Source organism: Streptomyces sp. NPDC035033 (assembly GCF_040636735.1).
In the GTDB taxonomy this organism is placed as follows: Bacteria; Actinomycetota; Actinomycetes; order Streptomycetales; family Streptomycetaceae; genus Streptomyces.
In genome coordinates, this window is record NZ_JBEZUZ010000118.1 from 1 (window position 1) to 19,432 (window position 19,432).

General features: G+C 72.8%; 21 protein-coding genes. 12 read left to right on the forward strand and 9 right to left on the reverse strand.

The genetic code is table 11. From position 1 onward, the window contains the following. Window positions 1-136 precede the first annotated feature (136 nt). From AB0E83_RS31510 to AB0E83_RS31525, 4 genes are all read left to right on the forward strand, one after another. The gene (locus tag AB0E83_RS31510) at window positions 137-1,186 is read left to right on the forward strand and encodes a family 2 encapsulin nanocompartment cargo protein polyprenyl transferase (RefSeq protein WP_362119571.1); all 1,050 of its coding nucleotides are present in this window, start codon (window positions 137-139) and stop codon (window positions 1,184-1,186) included. 87 nt (window positions 1,187-1,273) lie between these two features. Further along, window positions 1,274-1,855, forward strand: a complete 582-nt coding sequence (locus AB0E83_RS31515) for a dihydrofolate reductase family protein (protein ID WP_362119520.1) — start codon at window positions 1,274-1,276, stop codon at window positions 1,853-1,855. A 36-nt stretch (window positions 1,856-1,891) separates the two neighbouring features. Further along, window positions 1,892-2,191: a hypothetical protein gene (locus tag AB0E83_RS31520; protein ID WP_362119522.1), complete on the forward strand. Its 300-nt coding sequence runs from the start codon at window positions 1,892-1,894 to the stop codon at window positions 2,189-2,191. Window positions 2,192-2,233: 42 nt separating this feature from the next. Then, window positions 2,234-2,650 (forward strand): DUF6304 family protein, encoded by a 417-nt coding sequence (locus AB0E83_RS31525; protein WP_362119525.1) that lies wholly within the window; start codon window positions 2,234-2,236, stop codon window positions 2,648-2,650. A gap of 57 nt (window positions 2,651-2,707) precedes the next feature. Here AB0E83_RS31525 and snpA read toward each other — a convergent pair whose 3' ends face one another. Continuing rightward, complete coding sequence (snpA, locus tag AB0E83_RS31530) at window positions 2,708-3,367, reverse strand: snapalysin (RefSeq protein ID WP_362119528.1); 660 nt, start codon at window positions 3,365-3,367, stop codon at window positions 2,708-2,710. A 188-nt stretch (window positions 3,368-3,555) separates the two neighbouring features. Here snpA and AB0E83_RS31535 point away from each other — a divergent pair, with 188 nt between their 5' ends. Beyond that, window positions 3,556-4,515, forward strand: coding sequence for a LysR family transcriptional regulator (locus AB0E83_RS31535; RefSeq protein WP_362119531.1), 960 nt, complete (start codon window positions 3,556-3,558; stop codon window positions 4,513-4,515). A gap of 144 nt (window positions 4,516-4,659) precedes the next feature. Next, entirely contained in the window at window positions 4,660-6,168 is a 1,509-nt protein-coding gene (locus AB0E83_RS31540; protein ID WP_362119534.1) for a right-handed parallel beta-helix repeat-containing protein, read from the forward strand. 129 nt (window positions 6,169-6,297) lie between these two features. Here the strand turns inward: AB0E83_RS31540 and sodN are convergent, their stop codons facing one another. Then, window positions 6,298-6,693, reverse strand: coding sequence for a superoxide dismutase, Ni (gene sodN, locus AB0E83_RS31545; protein ID WP_030207400.1), 396 nt, complete (start codon window positions 6,691-6,693; stop codon window positions 6,298-6,300). Between the two features lie 115 nt (window positions 6,694-6,808). Between sodN and sodX the strand changes: the two genes are divergently transcribed. Next, complete coding sequence (gene sodX / locus AB0E83_RS31550; RefSeq protein ID WP_362119537.1) at window positions 6,809-7,273, forward strand: nickel-type superoxide dismutase maturation protease; 465 nt, start codon at window positions 6,809-6,811, stop codon at window positions 7,271-7,273. Here sodX and AB0E83_RS31555 read toward each other — a convergent pair. After that, complete coding sequence (locus tag AB0E83_RS31555; protein WP_362119540.1) at window positions 7,165-7,806, reverse strand: CGNR zinc finger domain-containing protein; 642 nt, start codon at window positions 7,804-7,806, stop codon at window positions 7,165-7,167. The two genes, sodX and AB0E83_RS31555, sit on opposite strands and share 109 nt — an antisense overlap. A gap of 115 nt (window positions 7,807-7,921) precedes the next feature. Here AB0E83_RS31555 and AB0E83_RS31560 point away from each other — a divergent pair, with 115 nt between their 5' ends. Continuing rightward, complete coding sequence (locus tag AB0E83_RS31560; protein ID WP_362119542.1) at window positions 7,922-8,671, forward strand: class I SAM-dependent methyltransferase; 750 nt, start codon at window positions 7,922-7,924, stop codon at window positions 8,669-8,671. A 61-nt stretch (window positions 8,672-8,732) separates the two neighbouring features. On the opposite strand, the gene AB0E83_RS31565 is transcribed toward AB0E83_RS31560, so the two are convergent. Genes AB0E83_RS31565 through AB0E83_RS31575 form a run of 3 tightly spaced genes read right to left on the reverse strand, consistent with a single transcriptional unit; the run spans window position 8,733 to window position 11,446 of the window. Continuing rightward, entirely contained in the window at window positions 8,733-9,500 is a 768-nt protein-coding gene (locus tag AB0E83_RS31565; protein WP_362119545.1) for an amino acid ABC transporter ATP-binding protein, read from the reverse strand. Then, on the reverse strand, window positions 9,497-10,447 hold the full coding sequence (locus AB0E83_RS31570; protein WP_362119548.1) for an amino acid ABC transporter permease: 951 nt from the start codon (window positions 10,445-10,447) through the stop codon (window positions 9,497-9,499). Before AB0E83_RS31570 ends, AB0E83_RS31565 begins: the two co-directional genes overlap by 4 nt. Window positions 10,448-10,486: 39 nt before the next feature. Continuing rightward, window positions 10,487-11,446: an ABC transporter substrate-binding protein gene (locus AB0E83_RS31575; RefSeq protein ID WP_362119551.1), complete on the reverse strand. Its 960-nt coding sequence runs from the start codon at window positions 11,444-11,446 to the stop codon at window positions 10,487-10,489. Window positions 11,447-11,995: 549 nt separating this feature from the next. Here AB0E83_RS31575 and AB0E83_RS31580 point away from each other — a divergent pair. The 3 genes from AB0E83_RS31580 (at window position 11,996) to AB0E83_RS31590 (ending at window position 16,019) form a co-directional block, all read left to right on the forward strand. After that, the gene (locus AB0E83_RS31580) at window positions 11,996-13,207 is read left to right on the forward strand and encodes an NADP-dependent malic enzyme (RefSeq protein WP_282693363.1); all 1,212 of its coding nucleotides are present in this window, start codon (window positions 11,996-11,998) and stop codon (window positions 13,205-13,207) included. A 353-nt stretch (window positions 13,208-13,560) separates the two neighbouring features. Next, on the forward strand, window positions 13,561-14,526 hold the full coding sequence (locus AB0E83_RS31585) for a zinc-binding dehydrogenase (protein ID WP_362119554.1): 966 nt from the start codon (window positions 13,561-13,563) through the stop codon (window positions 14,524-14,526). Between the two features lie 77 nt (window positions 14,527-14,603). Next, window positions 14,604-16,019 carry a cellulase family glycosylhydrolase gene (locus AB0E83_RS31590; protein WP_362119557.1) on the forward strand — a complete coding sequence of 472 codons (1,416 nt, stop codon included), beginning with the start codon at window positions 14,604-14,606 and terminating at the stop codon, window positions 16,017-16,019. Window positions 16,020-16,090: 71 nt separating this feature from the next. On the opposite strand, the gene AB0E83_RS31595 is transcribed toward AB0E83_RS31590, so the two are convergent. After that, window positions 16,091-17,032 (reverse strand): PadR family transcriptional regulator, encoded by a 942-nt coding sequence (locus AB0E83_RS31595; protein ID WP_362119560.1) that lies wholly within the window; start codon window positions 17,030-17,032, stop codon window positions 16,091-16,093. A gap of 1 nt (window position 17,033) precedes the next feature. Further along, the gene (locus tag AB0E83_RS31600) at window positions 17,034-17,942 is read right to left on the reverse strand and encodes a DUF4097 family beta strand repeat-containing protein (protein WP_362119563.1); all 909 of its coding nucleotides are present in this window, start codon (window positions 17,940-17,942) and stop codon (window positions 17,034-17,036) included. 296 nt (window positions 17,943-18,238) lie between these two features. On the opposite strand from AB0E83_RS31600, the gene AB0E83_RS31605 reads away from it, so the two are divergent. Continuing rightward, complete coding sequence (locus AB0E83_RS31605) at window positions 18,239-19,054, forward strand: hypothetical protein (RefSeq protein WP_362119566.1); 816 nt, start codon at window positions 18,239-18,241, stop codon at window positions 19,052-19,054. 56 nt (window positions 19,055-19,110) lie between these two features. On the opposite strand, the gene AB0E83_RS31610 is transcribed toward AB0E83_RS31605, so the two are convergent. Next, window positions 19,111-19,365: a DUF6104 family protein gene (locus AB0E83_RS31610; RefSeq protein WP_362119568.1), complete on the reverse strand. Its 255-nt coding sequence runs from the start codon at window positions 19,363-19,365 to the stop codon at window positions 19,111-19,113. Window positions 19,366-19,432: the final 67 nt, after the last annotated feature.

Sequence of the window (19,432 nt, forward strand, 5' to 3'; positions counted from 1 at the left end):
GATGGCCCTCGCCGACCGCGCCTACGGCCTGGCGCTGCACCCGGAGCCCCGGACCGCACCTCTGAGCCGTACCCCCGAGCCCGCCCCCCCGCCCGCGCGCCCCGCGCGCGATCCGCCGCGAAGAAGGACGAAGACCGTGACGCTGACGAGCGTGGACCCCGTCACCGACGGGTCGGGCGCCGTGGCGCTCCTCGACCGGACGAGGACCGCCGTCGACCCCCAGCTCCGCTCCACCGTCGAGACCCTGCCCGGCTCGATACGGCGTGTGGCCATGTACCACTTCGGCTGGGAGGACGCCGACGGCGCCCCCGCCACCGCCCAGGCCGGCAAGGCGATCCGGCCGGCCCTGGTGCTCGCCGCCGCCCGCGCGCTGGGCGCCCCGGAGGACCGGGCCGTGAAGGCGGCCGCCGCCGTCGAGCTGGCCCACAACTTCACCCTGCTCCACGACGACATCGTCGACGAGGACCCGACCCGCCGGCACCGGCCCACCGCCTGGACCGTCTTCGGCATCCCCGACGCCCTCATGGCCGGCGACGCCATGAACGCGCTCGCGCTCCGGCTGCTCGCCGAGGACCCGCACCCCGCCTCCGCCGCGGCCACCGCGCGCCTCGCCGCCTGCGTCATCGAGCTCTGCGCCGGCCAGCAGGCGGACTGCGCCTTCGAGGCGCGCGGCCCCCGCGAGGTCTCCCTCGACGAGTGCCTGGCGATGGCCACCGCCAAGACCGGCGCCCTGCTGGGCTGCTCCTGCGCCCTCGGCGCGCTCTACGCAGGCGCGGGGGAGGAGGAGGTCGCCGCCCTCGACTCCTTCGGCCGCGAGGCCGGGCTGGCCTTCCAGCTGATCGACGACCTCATCGGCATCTGGGGCGACCCGGAGCGCACCGGCAAGCCGGCCGGCGCCGACCTCGTGGCCCGCAAGAAGTCGCTGCCCGTCGTCGCCGCCCTCGCTTCCGGCACCCCCGCCGGCGACGAGCTGGCCGAGCTGTACTCCCGTACGGCCCTGGACGAGCGGGCGGTGCGGGCCGCGGCCGACGCCGTGGAGCGGGCCGGTGGCCGGGACTGGGCGCAGGCCCAGGCGGCCGAGCGGATGGGCCGGGCCGTCGAGCACCTGGCCCGCGCGGTGCCGGACCTCTCGGCGGCCGGGGACCTGCTGGCGCTCGCGGAGTTCGTGACCCGCAGGACCCGCTGACAAGGGGTTGCGCGACCACTACAGATGAAGCACTATATCTGTCGTGGTCGCGCTCGCGGCCGCGCCCCGAACAGAACAGGACCCGGTTTGCGCAAGCTCACCTACCTCGTCGCCTGCTCCATCGACGGTTTCATCGGCGACCCGCAGGGCGACGCCACGTCCATGTACTCCTTCGTGACCGAGGAGTACCTGGCGTTCGTGAACGCCGAGTACCCGGAGACCGTCCCCACCCAGATGCGGGAGGCCGCCGGGATCGACGCCGGCAACAAGCGCTTCGACACCGTGATCCAGGGCCTCGGCTCGTACCGCGTCGGCCTGGACGTGGGCATCACCAGCCCGTACGCCCACCTCCGCGAGTACGTCGCCACCCGCTCGCTCACCGAGTCGCCCGACCCGCACGTCGAGCTGATCGCCGACGACCTCGTCGGCCGGATCCGCGAGCTCAAGGCCGAGGAGGGCGGACTCGACATCTGGCTCTGCGGCGGCTCCACCCTCGCCGGCGAGCTCATCGAGGAGGTCGACGAGCTGGTCATCAAGACCTACCCGCAGGTGTACGGCTCCGGCATGCCGATGTTCGGCGCCGGCTTCGAGCCCCGCGACTTCGAGCTCGGCGCCGTCCGCGCCCTCGACAACGGCGTGCTGATCCGCACGTACACCAGGAAGCGGTAGCGGGCGCCGCGCCGCGGGGCGGCCTACCCTGGAGGCATGGGTGACGAGACGCACCGCACGCTGAGGGACCCGCTGGCCGCGCCGCCCTGCCCGGCCTGCGGACGCCCCCGCGCCGTGTCGGCCACCCGGCACAAGGTCCTCGGGGCCTGGGTGCCGGAGTGGGAGGTCCAGCCCTGCCGCAACCCCGACTGCCCGCGGTACGAGGCGGAGTCGCCGGACGACGGGACCGGCCGCGAAGGGGCCGGCCGGGAGCCGGCGGCGGACGGCACGGAAGCCACTACCACGCAGGTCACCGGCAAGAACGGCGAGAACGGGAGAAGTCCGGCCACCGGGTGACCGGCCGCGCGCCGGAGCCGGTCATACCGCTACAGTCCGCGCATGTCATCGGAGTCGACAGAAGTCTGGACCGGTTGGTACCGGGACCGCCGCGGTGCGGAAGCGATCGTCATCACGGCCGACGGCGGACACGTCACCGTCCGCGTCAGGGGAATCGAGTACACGGGCGCGAGCTTCGCCGCGCTCACCGCCGGCGAGGGCGGGGAGCCCCTCACCGGCTGCGTCCTGGAGTGGGACCTGCCGCTCCCCGTCGTCACCGACGGCACCGCCCAACAGGCCACGCTCAGCTGCCTGCTCACCCTCGGCGAGCGCGCCGACCTCAGCCTGACCCTGCACTACGGCGGCACCGCCTTCGAGGCGGTCGTCGCCGGCGGCGACTTCGAGGGGGCGCTGGCCCGGCTGCGCGGCCAGCTCCCCGAGGGCGCCGACTTCGGCCGGCGCCTCCTGTCGGCCGTGTGACGGCGGCGCCCCGGGGGGAGGGGCGCCACCGCCGTGCGCACCGGCCTTCCGGGCCGGTCAGCCCTTGAAGGCGGAAGCGAGCCCGTAGCGCCACAACTGGTCGACGCGGGCCCGCTCCTGGCTGTTCGGGACGGCGTTCTGGCACGACGTGCCCGGCCCGCCGCCCGACATCAGCTCGCTGCACGGCCCGCTGTAGTGGTCCGGGAGGCCGAGGACGTGCCCGGTCTCGTGGGCCGTCACCCGGGTGGAGTTGTACAGCTGGTTCTGCCGGTAGTCCAGGAAGATGTAACCGCTGCCGTGCCCGTCGGTGCTCGCGTACGAACCGCGGGAGTCGTTCCCCTCGTAGTAGCGGAAGTCCGGGTTGCTGCCCTCGACGAGCCGCACGTTGACCACCGAGCTGTTCCATATCTGCGTGGAACGGGCGATCTGGGTGCGGAAGGTGGGGGCGTTCGCCGCGCTGTAGACGACGGTGACGGCCGCGGTGGCGGTGGGGTTCGCGGCCCGCTTCTTCGCCACCGACCGCATCACGGCGTCGAAGAAGGCCCGGTTGGCCTCCGCCTCCTCGGCCGAGCCGGCGTAGGCGGCGTACGCGGGGACCGCCGCGGCCGGGCGGGTGTCGGGCGCGGCGGCCGCCGGGGCGGCGGCGCCGAACGAGACCGCCAGGCCGAGGCCGAGCGCGGCGGTCAGGGTGCGGGTGAGGACCTTGGGGTGACGCATGGGGGGCTCCTCCCGATCGGGGTCGGGAGAGAGTCTCGGGGCGGTGGAGCCCGCCGGGAAGGATGCCGAACCCCGATAACGCGAACGCATCACCGCCGTCGACGGCACCCAAATGGCTTGCTTTTAGCGGCAGTTGAGGCGATCCGGGCGTCTGGTGCGGGGCCGGAACGCCGCCCTACGCTCGGGGCATGGAGCTGGAGGTGAGGCACCTGCGCGCGCTCTGCGCCATCGCGGACACCGGCAGCCTGCACAAGGCCGCGCGGCAACTGGGCATGAGCCAGCCCTCGTTGACCACCCAGCTGCGCCGCATCGAGAACGCGCTCGGCGCCGAACTCTTCTCCCGGGGCCGCACCGGCTGCCGCCCCACCGCGCTCGGCCGTTCCGTCATCGGCCGGGCCCGCCCCCTCGTCGCCGGCATGGCCGCGCTCGTCACCGAGGCCCGCGCCGAGGCGGCCCGCTCCGACGGTCCCGAACTCCGGGTCGGCTCCACCGCGAGCCGGGCCCTGCCGGGATGGCTGCGGCGGCTGCGGGAGCGGTTCCCGGGCACGGCCGTCGGCCTGCGCGTCGACGTCTCCGCGCACGCGCTGCTGCGGGAGGTGGCCGGCGGCCGGCTCGACGTGGCCTTCGTCCACGAGGTGGAGGGCTGCCCGCTGCGCGTGCCCGACGGCCTGGTCCGGCGCGTCCTCGTCGACCGCGAGCCCCAGTTCGTCTCCCTGGCGCCCTCCCATCCGGCCGCCGCCCGCCCCGTGGTCGACCTCGTGGAGCTGGCCGGCGACCACTGGATGGTCGACCCCAGCGTGGACGGCGAATGGGACGGGCTGCGCCGCGTGCTGGCCGCGGCCGGCATCGACCCGCCCGTCCTCCACGGCGACTACCACACGGCCGCCTCCCTCATCGCGCTGGGCGAGGCCGTCGCCCCCTGCCAGCCGACGTCGGTGCCCCGCGAGGACCTGGCCGTCCGCCCCCTCCGCGGCGACCCCCTCGCCGTCCGCCTCCTCCTGTACGCCCGCCCCGGCGCGGCCCTGGACCCCCTGCACGCCGATCTGACGGCCGCCTACCGCGAGGCCGCCCGCCGCTCGGCCCCGTACCGCGCCTGGCTCCGCGCGGGCGGCACGGCGGGCCCGTGCCTCCTCCGGGACCACCCGTAGCCGCGGAGCGTCACCGCGCCAAGGGCGAGCGATCCCCCGCCTCCTGATCGAAATTCGATCAATCGACACCTTCTCATTGACTCGATCATCGATCGCTCCTAGCTTCTGGCGGCACCAGACCTCCGGAAAGGGCGGTGTTGTGTCATGGCCATGCAGGCCCTCTCAAGACGGCGCACGACGATCAGGGGGATCGGCGTCCTCGTCCTCGCCCTCGTGGGCGGCGTCGGCCTCGCCGAGGCGCCCGCCTCGGCCGCGGGGACCACCACCCACGTGGACTGCTCGCGCCCGTCCGCCGGCGACGGCAGCCCGGCCGCGCCGTTCAACAGCATCGCCCAGGCCAACGGGAGGACCTACGGGCCCGGCGACACGCTCGCCTTCGCCGCCGGCACCACCTGCACCGGCTCCCTCGCCCCCAGGGGCAGCGGGACCGCCCTGGCCCCGATCACCCTCACCGGCTACGGCACCGGAGCCCTGCCCGTGATCGACGGCGGCGGCGCCGCGAACGCGGTCTCCTTCACGAACCAGGACCACTGGCGGGTCAGCGGCCTCAAGCTGACGAACCCCGCCCCCTCCCTCGCCCGCCGCACCGGCCTGCGGATCTCGGCCACCGACGGCACGGCCCACCGCGGTTTCGACATCGGCCACCTCGTCATCGACCGGGTCGCGGGCCAGACGAACAAGAACAGCCCCACCACCGAGGACTTCGTCCAGTCCGCGGGCGTCGTCACCGGCGCGAGCGGCGCGAACTCGACCCTCCACGACATCCACGTCCACCACAACCAGGTCAGCAACACGGGCGGCGGCGGCCTCAAGATCCGCGTCGGCGCCATGGCGGTGAAGGGCTCCGGGGTGCTGATCGAGCACAACACCGTCCGGGACGTCGGCGGCGACGGCATCATCGCCAGCTACGCCGACGCGCCGCTGATCCAGTTCAACGAGGCCGCCGGCGTCGGCAACGGCGCGTACCCGTTCTCCGGCGGCAACTTCGCCGGCATCTGGGTGCTCGGCGACCGCGACCCGACCATCCAGTACAACGCCGTGCACGACATCACGCGGATGTCGGTGGCCGACAGCCAGGCCTTCGACTGCGACTGGGGCAACACCGGCACCTGCACGGTCCAGTACAACTTCAGCCGCGACAACATCGGCGGCTTCTTCCTCGACTGCGACGGCTGCGGCACCATCGGCGGCGCGAAGCAGATCGTCCGCTTCAACGTCTCCGAGAACGACTGCCGCATGAGCAGCAACAGCGCCGGCCGGTCCGCGCTGCACCTGTACAACAACGTCTTCTACTGCACGGACAGGAAGTTCGCCGTCACCCTCCCCGACGAGAGCGTGGTCGAGAACAACATCTGGGTGGGCACCGCCGACTCCCGGCTCCCCACCGGCCCCGGCATCCAGTGGTGGTGGAACGTCTTCCAGGGGGTGCCGCGCCCGACCGCCAACGGCATCGCGGGCGACCCCCGCTTCGTGGACCCCGGCACCGGCGGCGACACGCTCGCCTCCGCCGACGGCTACCGGCTGCGCGCCACGTCCCCCGCCCTGGGCAACGGCTCCGTGATCGCCGGCAACGGCGGCCGCGACTACTGGGGCAACCCCGTCTCGTCCACCGCGAAGCCGCACCGCGGCGCCTACAACGGCCCCGGCCTGTAGAACCCCGCCGCCCGACACGCCCCGGGAACACCGGGAACACCGGGAAACGCCGACGGCCCGTCCGGGATCCCGGACGGGCCGCCGACGTCGTGCCCCCGGCCCGCGGCGCGGGGACGGGAGAAGCCGGGGTCAGGCCTTCTTCGTCTCCCAGAAGATGCGGTCGATCTCGGCGATGAGCTCCAGGGCCTTCTCACCGGTCTTCGGGTCGGTGGACGCCTTGGCGGCCGAGAGGGCCTTCAGGGTGTCGTTGACCAGCTGGTTGAGCTCGGGGTACTTCTCGAAGTGCGGGGCCTTGAAGTAGTCGCTCCACAGGACCGAGACGTGGTGCTTCGCGAGCTCCGCGCGCTGCTCCTTGATGACCGTGGCGCGGGCCCGGAAGTGCGGGTCCTCGTTCGCCTGGTACTTCTCCTGGACAGCCTTGACGGACTCGGCCTCGATACGGGCCTGAGCGGGGTCGTACACGCCGCAGGGGAGGTCGCAGTGGGCGCTGACCTTGACCTTGGGGGCAAACAGGCGGGAGAGCATTGAGCCGTCCTTCCTCGTGATCGTCTTCTCAAGTGGGAGATTACTCGGTGAGAAGGGCGTTTTCGCGAGCGCCCCCTGGGGCTTAGGTCAAAAGTCCGGGGAACGGATCGGGCTCGTGTACGAGTCGACGAGGGGAGCAGGAGTGGAGCGGGAGGCTGCGGCGCCGGCCGAGGCGCCGTTCGGGATCGCCGAGGTGACGGGGGTGTCGATGGTGCCGACGCTGCTGCACGGGGACCGGCTGTTCGTGCGGTACGGAGGGCGCGTGCGGGCGGGCGACGTCGTCGTGCTGCGCCATCCGCTCCAGCAGGATCTGCTGGTCGTGAAGCGGCTGGTCGAGCGACGGGACGCCGGATGGTGGGTGCTCGGGGACAACCCGGCCGCCGAGGGCGACAGCCGGGTCTTCGGGGCCGTGCCGCCCGGGCTGGTGCTCGGACGGGTGCTCGGGCGGTACCGGCCGGTGACGCCGGGGCGTCAGCGCTCGGCCGGGGTGGTGCTCTCCTGGCTGTTCTCCGCGGTGCGGCCGGTGCGGTCGGTGCCGCCGTCGGCCCGCTCGGCCTCCAGGCGCTTGCGGGCCCGGTAGGCGGCCACGTTGGCGCGGGTGGCGCAGCGGTCGGAGCAGTAGCGCCGGGAGCGGTTGGTGGAGGTGTCGAGGTAGGCGTTGCGGCAGGGCGGGGCCTGGCAGAGGCCGAGCCGGTCGGCGCCGAACTCGGTCAGGTGGAAGGCGAGTCCCATGGCGGAGATGGCCGCGTAGCCGGCGGTCGCGTTGGACGAGTGGTCGGCGAGGTGCATGTGCCAGCGGGGCCGGCCCTCCTCGTCGAGGAAGTCGTGGCCGGAGATCTGCGGGCTGACCGGGAACTCCAGGAGGAGGGAGTTGAGGAGGTCGACCGCGCCGGTGTGGTCGCCCTCGTCCGCCGCGGTGAAGACCGCCCGCAGCCGGGCCCGGATCGCGCGGAAGCGGGTCAGGTCGGCGTCGGTGACCCGGCGGGCCATCTGGGAGGCCTCGCCGAAGAGTTCCCTGACCGCCTCGACGGAGGTGAGGCCGTCCCTGCCGCGGGCCGGCTCCTCGGTGTTGACCAGGCGCACGGCGTAATCCGAGTAATAGGCCAGTTCCACTTGTAGTCCTTACGGTGGCGGGCTAGGGTCGGCGTCGAGGGGGTAACTGGTGTTTCCCCTCCGAGGGTATTACGTTCTCGGGTTTTCTGTGGCTTCGACGACGGAGGATGCGGACATGGGCGACACCGACTGGGCGGCCTGGCAGCGGAGCTGGGACCGTCAGCAGGAGTGGTACATGCCGGACCGCGAGGAGCGGTTCCGCGTGATGCTCGACATGGTCGAGGCGCTGGTGGGACCGGAGCCCCGCGTCCTCGACCTCGCCTGCGGTACGGGAAGTATCACGGACAGGCTCCTCAGGAGGTTCCCGGACGCGGTCTCCACCGGCGTCGACCTCGACCCCGCGCTGCTCGCCATCGCCCGCGGCACCTTCGAGGGCGACGGGCGCGTCACCTTCGTGACGGCCGACCTCAAGGACCCCGGGTGGACGGAGGCGCTGCCGTACGACACGTACGACGCCGTCCTCACCGCCACCGCCCTGCACTGGCTGCACAGCGAGCCGCTGGCCACCCTGTACGGGCAGGTCGCCGGGCTCGTCCGGGACGGCGGGGTCTTCATGAACGCCGACCACATGATCGACCCGGCCACCCCGCGCATCAACGCCGCCGAGCGGGCCCGGCGCCACGCCCGGATGGACGCGGAGAAGGCCGCCGGGGTCCTCGACTGGGCCGAATGGTGGGCGCTCGCCGCGAAGGACCCGGTCCTCGCCGAGCCCACCGCCCGCCGCTTCGAGATCTACGGCGAGCACGCCGACGGCGACATGCCCCCGGTCGGCTGGCACGCCGACACCCTGCGGGCCGCCGGCTTCGGCGAGGCCCGGCCGGTGTGGTGCTCGCCGTCGGACACCCTGCTGCTGGCCGTGAAGTAGCCCGGACGCGGGAGAGGGGCGGTACGGGCCTGGAAGCCCGTACCGCCCCTCTCCGCGCGCCTTACAGCACCTTCGACAGGAACGCCTTCGTCCGGTCGTGCTGCGGGTCGGTCAGGACGTCCCGCGGGTGGCCGGACTCGACCACCACGCCGCCGTCCATGAAGACCAGCGAGTCGCCGACCTCCCGGGCGAAGCCCATCTCGTGGGTGACGACGATCATCGTCATGCCCGACTCGGCCAGGTCCCGCATGACGTCGAGGACGTCGCCGACGAGCTCCGGGTCGAGCGCCGAGGTCGGCTCGTCGAAGAGCATCAGCTTCGGCTCCATCGCCAGCGCGCGGGCGATGGCGACGCGCTGCTGCTGGCCGCCGGAGAGCTGCGAGGGGTAGTTCCCCATCCGGTCCCGCAGGCCGACCCGGTCGAGCAGGCGCTCGGCCCGCTCGCGGGCGACGGCCTTGGCCTCGCCCTTCACCTGGACGGGTGCCTCCATCACGTTGGCCAGGGCCGTCATGTGGGGGAACAGGTTGAAGCGCTGGAAGACCATGCCGATGTCCCGGCGCTGGGCCGCGACCTCGCTGTCCTTCAGCTCGTACAGCTTGTCGCCCTTCTGGCGGTAGCCGACGAGCTGGCCGTCGACCGAGAGCCGGCCGCCGTCGATCCGCTCCAGGTGGTTGATGCACCGCAGGAAGGTCGACTTGCCGGAGCCGGACGGGCCGACCAGGCAGAACACCTCTCCGCTGCGGACCTCCAGGTCGATGCCGCGGAGGATGTGGGCGGCGCCGTAGGACTTGTGGACGCCCTCCGCCTTGACCATGAGCTGACCGGTCATGCCGATGCCTCCGGGGAACGCTTGAACGTGGCGAGGTTCGTCTTCACGCGCTGCCACGGGGTGGGCGGCAGGTTGCGGGTCGAACCGCGGGCGAAACGGCGCTCCAGGTAGTACTGGCCGACGCTGAAGACGCTGGTCAGCGCCAGGTACCAGATGGAGGCCACGAAGAGCATCTCCATCACGGCGCCGGAGACGGAGCCGATGTTCGAGGAGGCGCGGAGCAGCTCGGTGTACTGCACCGCCGAGACCAGCGACGAGGTCTTGAGCATGTTGATGAACTCGTTGCCCGTCGGCGGCACGATCACCCGCATCGCCTGCGGCAGCACGATCCGGCGCATGGTCTTCGTCTGGGACATGCCGAGCGCGTGCGCCGCCTCGGTCTGCCCCTCGTCGACCGACTGGATGCCGGCGCGGACGATCTCCGCCATGTACGCGCCCTCGTTCAGGCCGAGGCCCAGCAGGGCCACCATGAACGGGGTCAGGACCTGCGAGGTCTCGTCCTTGTAGATCGGCCCGAGGTCGATGTACTCGAAGATCAGGGCCAGGTTGAACCAGACGAGGAGCTGGACGTAGACCGGCGTGCCGCGGAAGAACCAGATGTAGAGCCAGGAGACGGCTCCGGTGACCGGGTTCTTCGACAGCCGCATCACGGCGAAGAGGATGCCGAGGACGAGGCCGAGCGCCATCGCGGAGACGCTGATGAGGACGGTCTTCCAGAGGCCGACGAGGATCGACTCGTCGAAGAGCTTGTCCCACACCGTGTCCCAGATGATGTTGCCCTGGGAGAAGGCGTAGACGAGCCAGCCGAGGAGGGCCACGACCACGACGCCGCTGATCCAGCGGCCGTAGTGGCGGACCGGGATGGCCTTGATCGCCTCGTAGGGGGTGCCCGAGGGGGCGGACCCGGCCGGCGTCGGTGCCGGGTCCTTGCTGATCTTGTCAGTCATGACGACTGCCCTTCAGTGGTGCGAGGGAAAACGGGCAGGTCACTTGCCGGCGTTGATCGTGGCCGACTTGACCGCGCTGTTCTCGACGTCCCACTTCTTCAGGACCTCGGCGTAGGAGCCGTCCTTGATGATCGCGTCGAGCGCCTCCTTGATGGCGTCGCGCAGCTGGGTCTTGTCCTTGGAGACGGCGATGCCCATGAGGCCGACGTCGGTCTGGTTGCCGACGACCTCGAAGTCCTTGCCGCCGCCGGAGGTCTTCGCGATGTACGCGGCGACCGGGTAGTCGTTCAGGTCGGCGACCGCGCCGCCGGCCTTCACGCGGGTCTGGGCCTCGGCGTCGGTGTCGAAGGCCTGGATCGTGAGCTTGTTCGAGCCGCACTTCGTGGCCTGGGCCTTGAAGGTGTCCTCGTAGATCGTGCCGCGCTGGACGGCGACGGTCTTGCCGCACAGGTCGTCCAGGGAGTTCACGCCCTGCGGGTTGCCCTTCTTGACCAGCAGGGAGACACCGGAGGAGAAGTAGTCGACGAAGTCGACGCCCTTGCCGATCTTCTTCCCGTTGTCGTCCAGGCCCTCCTGGCGCTTCTTGTTGTCCGTCATGGAGGACATGACGATGTCCTGACGGCCGGTCTCCAGGGAGGTGATCAGGCCGTCGAAGGTGCCCGAGGTGAACTTGAACTCGACGCCGAGCTGCTTGCCCAGGGCCGCGGCGATGTCGGGGTCGATGCCGACGATCTTGCCGCCCTCGGTGAACTCCATCGGGGCGTAGGAGGCGTCCGTGCCGACCTTGATGACGCCGGCCTTCTGGATGTCCGCGGGCAGCTTGGAGAAGAGCGGGGCGGAGTTGGCGGGGGTGCCGCCCTCCTTGGTGGAGCCGCCGTCGGTCTGGTCACCACAGGCGGTCAGCAGCATCGAGCCGGCGACCGCGATGGCGGCGACCGCGGCAAGACGGGACGTGCGGGTCTTGGCGGCGGTCGTACAGCGCGTGGAGCGTGCGGTCATGGTCGGGATCCTCCGGCGTGTGAGGGAGTTGCCATAGGCGTTGCCAAGAGAGGCGCGCACACCTTCGAGTGTCGCTACCTCGTGTGATTACGGCATCTTGCCATTCGGACCGGCTCAAACCGACGGCCCCGGATGTCAAAATCGGGTAACGGGTGAGGCGCGAACCCCGACAGGCCGGTACATCAAGGCAGGATCTTCTTTCGTCACCTTCCCCCTTCGCCGAAGAATCTGCGGTCGATCTCGCCATTCGGACGACACGAAGGTCATCAAACGGATGGTGGGGGCATCTGTCCGGACATCCGGTGACGAGTCATTCTCCGTCCGCGTCCGGACGCGGTACGTATGAGTCGCATCACCGAGTGGATACGGACTCGTCTGCGGTGCCGTCTGTCCGGTAAGAAGGATCCTTACACCCCTCATCCGGGGCTCAGGGCGCGTTGTGCGGCGCGCCCGCGCGGCTGCCCGACACGGCGGCCGCGGGACCCGCCCGCCGCTCCACACCAGGAGCGGAAACCCTCGACAACAGACATAAAAGGGGTCTCAACCCAAATGGCAGCGGAGATCGTCAATCCTCGCAGCGAGAGCGGCACGGAAGGAGCTCCCGAGGAGCCCTTCGACCCGGCTTTCGCTCTCCACCGCGGCGGCAAGATGGCCATTCAGGCCACGGTGCCCGTCCGTGACAAGGACGACCTGTCCCTCGCGTACACCCCCGGCGTCGCCAAGGTGTGCACCGCCATCGCCGAGCAGCCCGACCTGGTCCACGACTACACGTGGAAGTCCCAGGTCGTCGCCGTCGTCACCGACGGCACCGCGGTGCTCGGCCTCGGCGACATCGGCCCGGAGGCGTCCCTCCCGGTCATGGAGGGCAAGGCCATCCTCTTCAAGCAGTTCGGCGGCGTGGACGCCGTCCCGATCGCCCTCGCGACCACCGACACCGACGAGATCGTCGACACCGTCGTCCGGCTCGCCCCGTCCTTCGGCGGCGTCAACCTGGAGGACATCTCGGCGCCGCGGTGCTTCGAGATCGAGCGCAAGCTCCAGGAGCGCCTCGACATCCCGGTCTTCCACGACGACCAGCACGGCACCGCGATCGTCACCCTCGCCGCCCTGCGGAACGCGGCGAAGCTGACCGGCCGGACCCTCGGCGACCTGCGCGCGGTCATCTCCGGCGCCGGTGCCGCCGGTGTGGCCATCGCCAAGTTCCTCCTGGAGGCCGGCATCGGCGACGTCTGCGTCGCCGACCGCAAGGGCGTCGTGAGCCGCGACCGCGAGGACCTCACGGACGCCAAGCGCGAGATCGCGGAGCTCACCAACAAGGCGGGCCTCGCCGGCTCCCTGGAGACCGCCCTCGCCGGCGCCGACGTCTTCATCGGCGTCTCCGGCGGTACGGTCCCCGAGGCGGCCGTCGCCTCCATGGCCAAGGACGCCTTCGTCTTCGCCATGGCCAACCCGAACCCCGAGGTCCACCCCGACGTCGCGCACAAGTACGCCGCCGTCGTGGCCACCGGCCGTTCGGACTACCCCAACCAGATCAACAACGTCCTCGCGTTCCCCGGCATCTTCGCCGGCGCGCTCCAGGTCCGGGCCTCCCGGATCACCGAGGGCATGAAGATCGCCGCCGCCGACGCCATCGCCGGTGTCGTCGGTGACGCGCTCGCCGCCGACTGCGTCATCCCGTCGCCGTTCGACGAGCGGGTCGCCCCGGCCGTCGCGGCCGCGGTCGCCGCCGCCGCGCGCGCCGAGGGCGTCGCCCGCCGCTGACCCCGCCACGGCAGGCCCCCGGAAGGGCCCCGCCCCCGTCCGCCGCATCCGGACGAAGGGCGGGGCCCTTTCCGCCGTTCGGACGGCCCTTTCCGCCGTCCGGGGGGTGCGGGGCGGGGGCTGGGGACGGCCGGGGCTCCCGGACGGCCCCGTGCGGGCCGGTCCCGCCCCGCCCGTCCTCCCACCGCGCGAACGGACGACGGGCGCCCGGATCCGCCGCGCGGAGGCACGGAGGGGGCGAGGCGCGAGGCGGGGAAGGGCGGGGACGGGGGCGCGGGGGCGGAAGGGTGAGGGACGCGCGTCACACCGGTGTGCGGTTCCGTGGGGTCCCGGTCGCGGCCTAGGGTCGGGCCATGTTCGCTGCCTACGCCGCCCGAATCGACCGTGACCAGCCTTTGAACGGACTCGAGTTGGGCGAACGCCCCGAGCCCGAGGTCCGGCCCGGCTGGACCACCGTCACCGTCAAGGCCGCCTCCCTCAACCACCACGACCTGTGGTCGCTGCGCGGGGTCGGACTGCCCGAGGAGAAGCTGCCGATGATCCTCGGCTGCGACGCCGCCGGCATCGACGAGGACGGCAACGAGGTCGTCCTGCACTCCGTCATCGGCCAGACCGGCCACGGCGTCGGGCCGGACGAGCCCCGCTCCATCCTCACCGAGCGCTACCAGGGCACCTTCGCCGAGCGCGTCACCGTCCCCGCCTGGAACGTGCTGCCCAAGCCGAAGGAGCTCTCCTTCGCCGAGGCCGCCTGCCTCCCCACCGCCTGGCTCACCGCCTACCGGATGCTCTTCACCAACGCCGGCGTCCGCCCCGGCGACTCGATCCTCGTCCAGGGCGCCGGCGGCGGCGTCGCCACCGCCGCGATCGTCCTCGGCAAGGCGGCCGGCCTGCGGGTCTTCGCCACCAGCCGGGACGAGGCCAAGCGGAAGCGGGCCGTGGAGCTCGGCGCCGTCGAGGCGTACGAGCCCGGGGCGCGGCTGCCGCGGCGGGTGGACGCCGTCATCGAGACCGTCGGCGCCGCCACCTGGTCGCACTCGGTCAAGTCCCTGCGCCCCGGCGGCACCCTGGTGATCTCCGGCGCCACCAGCGGCGACCGCCCCTCGCACGCCGAACTGACCCGGATCTTCTTCCTGGAGCTGAAGGTGGTCGGCTCCACCATGGGCTCCAAGGACGAGCTGGAGGACCTCCTCTCCTTCTGCGCGGCCACCGGCGTCCGGCCGGTGATCGACGAGGTGCTGCCGCTGGACCGGGCCCGCGAGGGCTTCGAGAAGATGGCCGCCGGCGACCTCTTCGGAAAGATCGTGCTGACGACCTCTTGATACGGGTCGGTCGACCTGATGGGATCTCCGGCACGTGAAACGTGAACAACGCTCACTTCCTCGTGCCGGAGGCCCTCGTGTCCCGCTTGTCGCGCACCACCCTCGTGGCGACCGCCGTCGCCGCCTCCCTGCTCGCCCCCCTCGCCCCCACCGCCGCCGCGACCCCCGCGGAGGCAGCGCCCCGCACCGGCTCCGGCGGTGACGGGATCCCCGCCCTCACCGACTCCCGCGGCCGCGTCCTCACCCTGCGCGGCTGGAACGTGGAGGACAAGGCCAACCGCGGCGACGCCGCCCTCTCCGCCGTGACGGAGAAGCACTTCCGCGACATGCGGGCCAAGGGCTTCAACTTCGCCCGCCTGCTGGTCTTCTGGGACGACCTCGAACCCCGCCCCGGCCACTACAGCCAGGGCTACCTGCGGAAGATCGAGCGGGTCCTGGACTGGGCCGACAAGCACGACGTCAAGGTGCTGATCGACGCCCACCAGGACGTCTTCGGCCCCGCCTTCGGCCACCGGGGCATCCCCGCCTGGGCCACCAGGACCGACGGACTGCCCTTCACCCCGCGCCCCGACGACTGGTTCTCCGAGTACTTCGAGCCCGCCGTCCAGCGCGCCTTCACCCACCTCTACGAGGACGAGGACCTCCGCCGCGCCCAGACCCGCATGTGGCAGGTGCTCGCCGAGCGCTTCGACGACCACCCGGCGGTCCTCGGCTACGACCCGATCAACGAGCCCATGGGAGAGCTCCGCGAGGGCGAGGACCTGCCCACCGCCGCCCACCGGATCGAGCGCGAGCACCTCACCCCCCTGTACAACCGGATCGCCGACGCGATCCGCACGGCCGACCGGGACGCCTGGATCTTCGTCGAGCCGACCCCGATCGTCGGCGAGGGCGTGCCCACCGGCCTGGGCCGGATCGACGATCCGAAGATCGTCTACGCCCCGCACTTCTACAACACCGCCATGGAGGCCGGCGCCGACTACGACCCCGCCGCCGGCTGGATCGAGAGCTACGAGCAGGCCGTCACCCGCTACCCCAAGGAGTACAAGGTCCCCGTGGTGGTGGGGGAGTGGGGTCCGCTCAACAACTCCCTGCCGAACATGAACCGCTTCTACCGGGACGCCATGGCCTCCCTCGGCCGCTACACCTCCGGCTGGGCCGGCTACGTCTGGTGCTACGGCGGCGGCTACTGCGCCGTCGACTCCGCCGGCGCCTTCCGCGCCAACAAGGAGCTGACCGCCGAGCCGTACGCGGAGGCCGTCGCCGGCCGGGTGCGCTCCGCCGCCCACGACCCGGCGACCGGCGTCTACCGCCTGGAGTACGACGCCGCCGGCCCCCGCGGCTCCCGCCTCACCGAACTGGCGCTGCCGGGCGGCGACTGGAAGGTCACGGCCCGCGGCGCCCTCGTCCTCCCCGACCGCGACCCCGGCCGGGCCCGCGTCCTCGCCGCCCCGGGCGCCCGGGTCACCGTCACCGTGACCCGGACCGGCTGACCCGGTCGGCCGACACGGCTCGGCCGACACGGGCCGGCCGGGCCCGGGCCGCCGGGGGGGAGGGGCGGCGGTCAGGCGTCCGCGCGGCGGTGGAGCATTCCGGTGATGCGGTGGGCCGCCGTCGCCAGGTGGCGGCGGGCCTCCGCGAGCTGGGAGTCCGTCACCCCGTGGTCGCGGGCCGCGTCCCGGATCTCGTCCCGGAAGCGGTCGAGCAGCCGGTCCAGGTCGCGGCCCGGATCGCCCGAGCCCGCCGTCTCCCGCGCCCACGCGGGCAGCTCGTCCGCCGGCGCCGGCGGCTCCTCCCGCTCCACCGTCCACGCCGCCGCGGGCCCGGCGGCGGTCGGCCCCTCCTCGGCTCCCGTACGGGGCCGGGAGTGGCCGGAGACGAGGTCGCCCAGCTGCGCGGTGATCCCCGACAGGCCCTCCCACATGGTCTGCGGCCACTCGCCCCGGGCGAACCGGTTCTGGACCTCGTCCTGCACCTGCTGGGCGATCCGCTGGAACTCCTTCGCCTGGAGCTTCGCCGAGCGGGCCTCCTCCCTCGCCCGCCGGGCCTGCTCCTTCCACTCCCGGCCGGCCTTCCGCACCTCCTCCCCGGCCTCGGCGAAGGAGCTCTTCTCGGTCGTCCGGGCCCGGCTCGCCGCCGCCCGCATCTCGCTGCGCACCCGCCCGGCCGCGCCCCGCACGTCCTCGCGGATCTCGGCCGCCAGCTCCGCGACGGAGTTCCCGATCTCCCGCTCCAGGGCGTCCAGTTCGGCCTCCCGGCCGGCCAGTTCGGCGCGGCCCGCGTCGGTGATCGAGTAGACCTTCCGGCCGCCCTCGCTGGTGTGGGTGACCAGCCCCTCGGCCTCCAGCTTGGCCAGCCGCGGGTAGACCGTGCCGGCGGAGGGGGCGTACAGCCCCTGGAAACGCTCCTCCAGGAACCTGATCACCTCGTAGCCGTGGCGGGGGGCCTCGTCGAGCAGCTTCAGCAGGTAGAGCCGGAGTCGGCCGTGCGCGAAGACGGGGGACATGTCAGAGCACCTTTCCGGGCGCGGGGGCGGTGGGGCCGGCGGGGCCGGCCGGGGGAGCGGAGGGGCCGGCGGGGCCGGGCTCCGGGCCCTCGGCGGACTCCGGGCGGCTCAGGAGGGCGATCGAGCCGGAGACCGTGGTCGCCCTGAGCGTGCCGCTGCCCGCGCCGAGCGTCCCGGTGAGGGACTTGGTGCCCCACTCGCCGGCCACCCGCAGGTCCTCGAAGGCGCTCGACATCGCGCCGCTCGTGGTGCTCGCCTCCACCCGGGCGTCCGCCGGGTGCGGCAGCCGGATGGCGACCTCGCCGGAGACGCTGGTGAGCCGGATGTCGGCGGGCGGGGCACCGGCCGGCGCCGGGTCCAGGTCGAGGACCATGTCCCCGCTGACCGTCTCCGCCCGCACCGAGGCGCCGGAGCCCTCGATCACCGTCACGTCACCGGTCACCGAACTCACCCGCAGCGCGCCCGTCACCGACTGGGCCTCCAGGGCGCCCGAGACGCTCTCGGCGCGGACCGGGCCGGAGAGCCCCAGGAGCGTGGTGGAGCCGGTCACCCCGCGCACCTCGGTGCGGCCCCGCAGCCCGGAGAGCGTGACGTCCGCCGTGACCGCGCCCACCTCGACCTCGGCGCCGGCGGGGACGGCGACCGAGACCACCGCCCGCCGCTTGTGGGCCTTGGTGTCCAGCCACTTGAGGATGCCCTTCCAGTGCAGGTCCTCATAGGTCACCGTCAGGGTGGAGCCCTCCTGGGTGACGATCAGGGGCGGGCCCTCGATCTCCGAGATCTCCACGCGCGCCGTGCTCTCGTCGGTGCCCACCACGTTCACCGCGCCGCCGACGACGCGGACGCGCAGCCGTGACACGGGATCGGCGGGCGCCAGTTTCACCGGCTCGGCTACGGACCACTCGGTCATGGTGCGGACCTCCCGTTTCTCAAAGCGTTCTCCGGAGCGTTCTCCGAGGCGTGTCCCGAGGTGCGTCCCGACGCGTGTGCCGGAGCGCCTCCCGAAACGTTCTCGGGGCGCCCACCGGGACCTTCCTCGAAGCCCTCGACGGGCGCCGCGGGACGCGGCACCGGCTCGCGACGCAACATATCGCGACTTCCCTCCTCACGATATATCGCGGTGTGACGCGGTCAACCCTGATTCATCCCTGACAGGGTCGGAGGAAAAACCGAGCGAAACGGACCTATTGGCCTAGCGTGGGGCCCATGAACGCGACATCCGGACCGGGCCCCGCGGGGGCGCTGCTGCTGTGCCGAGCCGACCCCTCCGCGGTCCGGCCGCCCGCCCAGCTCCTGCGGGAGCCCCTGCTCCTCGCCCCCGCCGGAGCCGACTGGAGCGTCCTCGTCCCCGAGGGGAAGCCCTGGCAGGACGGCGGGGAGCCGGTCGAACGGGTCGTCACCGGCTGGGCCACCGCCCTCGCCGTCTCCGCGGCCGCCTGGCCCGTCCTCGCCCTCTGGTGGGAGGCCGACCGCGCCGGGTTCACCCTCGCCGCCGGCTTCCGCCGCACCGTCGGCTACACCTGGCTCGCCGACGGCACCCCGGCCGGTGAGGACGAGGCGATGCGGACCTTCGCCGACCGCCTCGGCCTCGACCCCGTCCTCGACGTCCAGGCCCTGGAGCCGCTCACCCTCCCCGACCCCGAGGCCGACTCCCGTACCCGCCTCCTCGGCCTCGTCGCCGTCCTCGCCCGCACCGGCCTCGCCCTGCCCGCCGGCGCCGACCCGGGCGAGACCCCCGACCGGCTCCGCGAGGCGGCCCTCGACGCCGGCGCCGAGCAGCTCGCATGGCCCGGGTGGCGCGACGCCGTCCGCGCCGAGCTCGACGTCGTGGAGGAGGGCCCCCTCGGCCCGTACGTCCGCGGCCCCCGGGCACGCGCCCTCGGCGGCGCGCAGCTCGCCGCCGGCCTCCCGCTGCTCCTGTGGGGCCTCGGCCGGCGCAGCGGCGGCTGGACCGCGGCGGGGGCCCTCCTCGTCGCCCACGGCGCCGCGGGCCTCGCCTACGACCGGCTCCGCGCCCACTGACCCCCGGGAACGGCCGAGGCCCCCTCCCGCGCGGGAGGGGGCCTCGGGCACACGTCCTACTCGTCGTCGTCCTCGTCGTCGAGGCGGGCCAGCCAGGTCGCGAGGCGCTCGACCGGCACCTCGAAGTCGGGGTTCAGATCGACGAAGGTCCGCAGCTGCTCGGCGAGCCACTCGAAGGTGACCTCCTCCTCGCCGCGCCGCTTCTCCAGTTCCTCGATGCCACGGTCGGTGAAGTACATGCGATCCAGGATAGGCCCGCCCGGACGCGCCGGAGGCCCGGCACTCGTGGTGGAGCACGAGGACCACGCCATGACCATCGGGTCCGTGGTGGACCGGCTGCCCCGGCTGACGCGGCTGTGGCAGCTCGACCCCGGCGAG

Excerpts from the sequence above, each read along its gene's own strand:
- AB0E83_RS31585 (WP_362119554.1), top strand. The coding sequence starts at position 13,561 with ATGTTCGCTGCCTACGCCGCCCGAATCGACCGTGACCAGCCTTTGAAC.
- AB0E83_RS31605 (WP_362119566.1), top strand. The coding sequence starts at position 18,239 with ATGAACGCGACATCCGGACCGGGCCCCGCGGGGGCGCTGCTGCTGTGC.
- AB0E83_RS31520 (WP_362119522.1), top strand. The coding sequence starts at position 1,892 with ATGGGTGACGAGACGCACCGCACGCTGAGGGACCCGCTGGCCGCGCCG.
- AB0E83_RS31580 (WP_282693363.1), top strand. The coding sequence starts at position 11,996 with ATGGCAGCGGAGATCGTCAATCCTCGCAGCGAGAGCGGCACGGAAGGA.
- AB0E83_RS31610 (WP_362119568.1), bottom strand. The coding sequence starts at position 19,365 with ATGGCGTGGTCCTCGTGCTCCACCACGAGTGCCGGGCCTCCGGCGCGT.
- AB0E83_RS31540 (WP_362119534.1), top strand. The coding sequence starts at position 4,660 with ATGGCCATGCAGGCCCTCTCAAGACGGCGCACGACGATCAGGGGGATC.
- AB0E83_RS31565 (WP_362119545.1), bottom strand. The coding sequence starts at position 9,500 with ATGACCGGTCAGCTCATGGTCAAGGCGGAGGGCGTCCACAAGTCCTAC.
- AB0E83_RS31575 (WP_362119551.1), bottom strand. The coding sequence starts at position 11,446 with ATGACCGCACGCTCCACGCGCTGTACGACCGCCGCCAAGACCCGCACG.
- AB0E83_RS31525 (WP_362119525.1), top strand. The coding sequence starts at position 2,234 with ATGTCATCGGAGTCGACAGAAGTCTGGACCGGTTGGTACCGGGACCGC.
- AB0E83_RS31560 (WP_362119542.1), top strand. The coding sequence starts at position 7,922 with ATGGGCGACACCGACTGGGCGGCCTGGCAGCGGAGCTGGGACCGTCAG.
- AB0E83_RS31535 (WP_362119531.1), top strand. The coding sequence starts at position 3,556 with ATGGAGCTGGAGGTGAGGCACCTGCGCGCGCTCTGCGCCATCGCGGAC.
- AB0E83_RS31595 (WP_362119560.1), bottom strand. The coding sequence starts at position 17,032 with ATGTCCCCCGTCTTCGCGCACGGCCGACTCCGGCTCTACCTGCTGAAG.
- snpA (WP_362119528.1), bottom strand. The coding sequence starts at position 3,367 with ATGCGTCACCCCAAGGTCCTCACCCGCACCCTGACCGCCGCGCTCGGC.
- sodN (WP_030207400.1), bottom strand. The coding sequence starts at position 6,693 with ATGCTCTCCCGCCTGTTTGCCCCCAAGGTCAAGGTCAGCGCCCACTGC.
- AB0E83_RS31600 (WP_362119563.1), bottom strand. The coding sequence starts at position 17,942 with ATGACCGAGTGGTCCGTAGCCGAGCCGGTGAAACTGGCGCCCGCCGAT.
- AB0E83_RS31570 (WP_362119548.1), bottom strand. The coding sequence starts at position 10,447 with ATGACTGACAAGATCAGCAAGGACCCGGCACCGACGCCGGCCGGGTCC.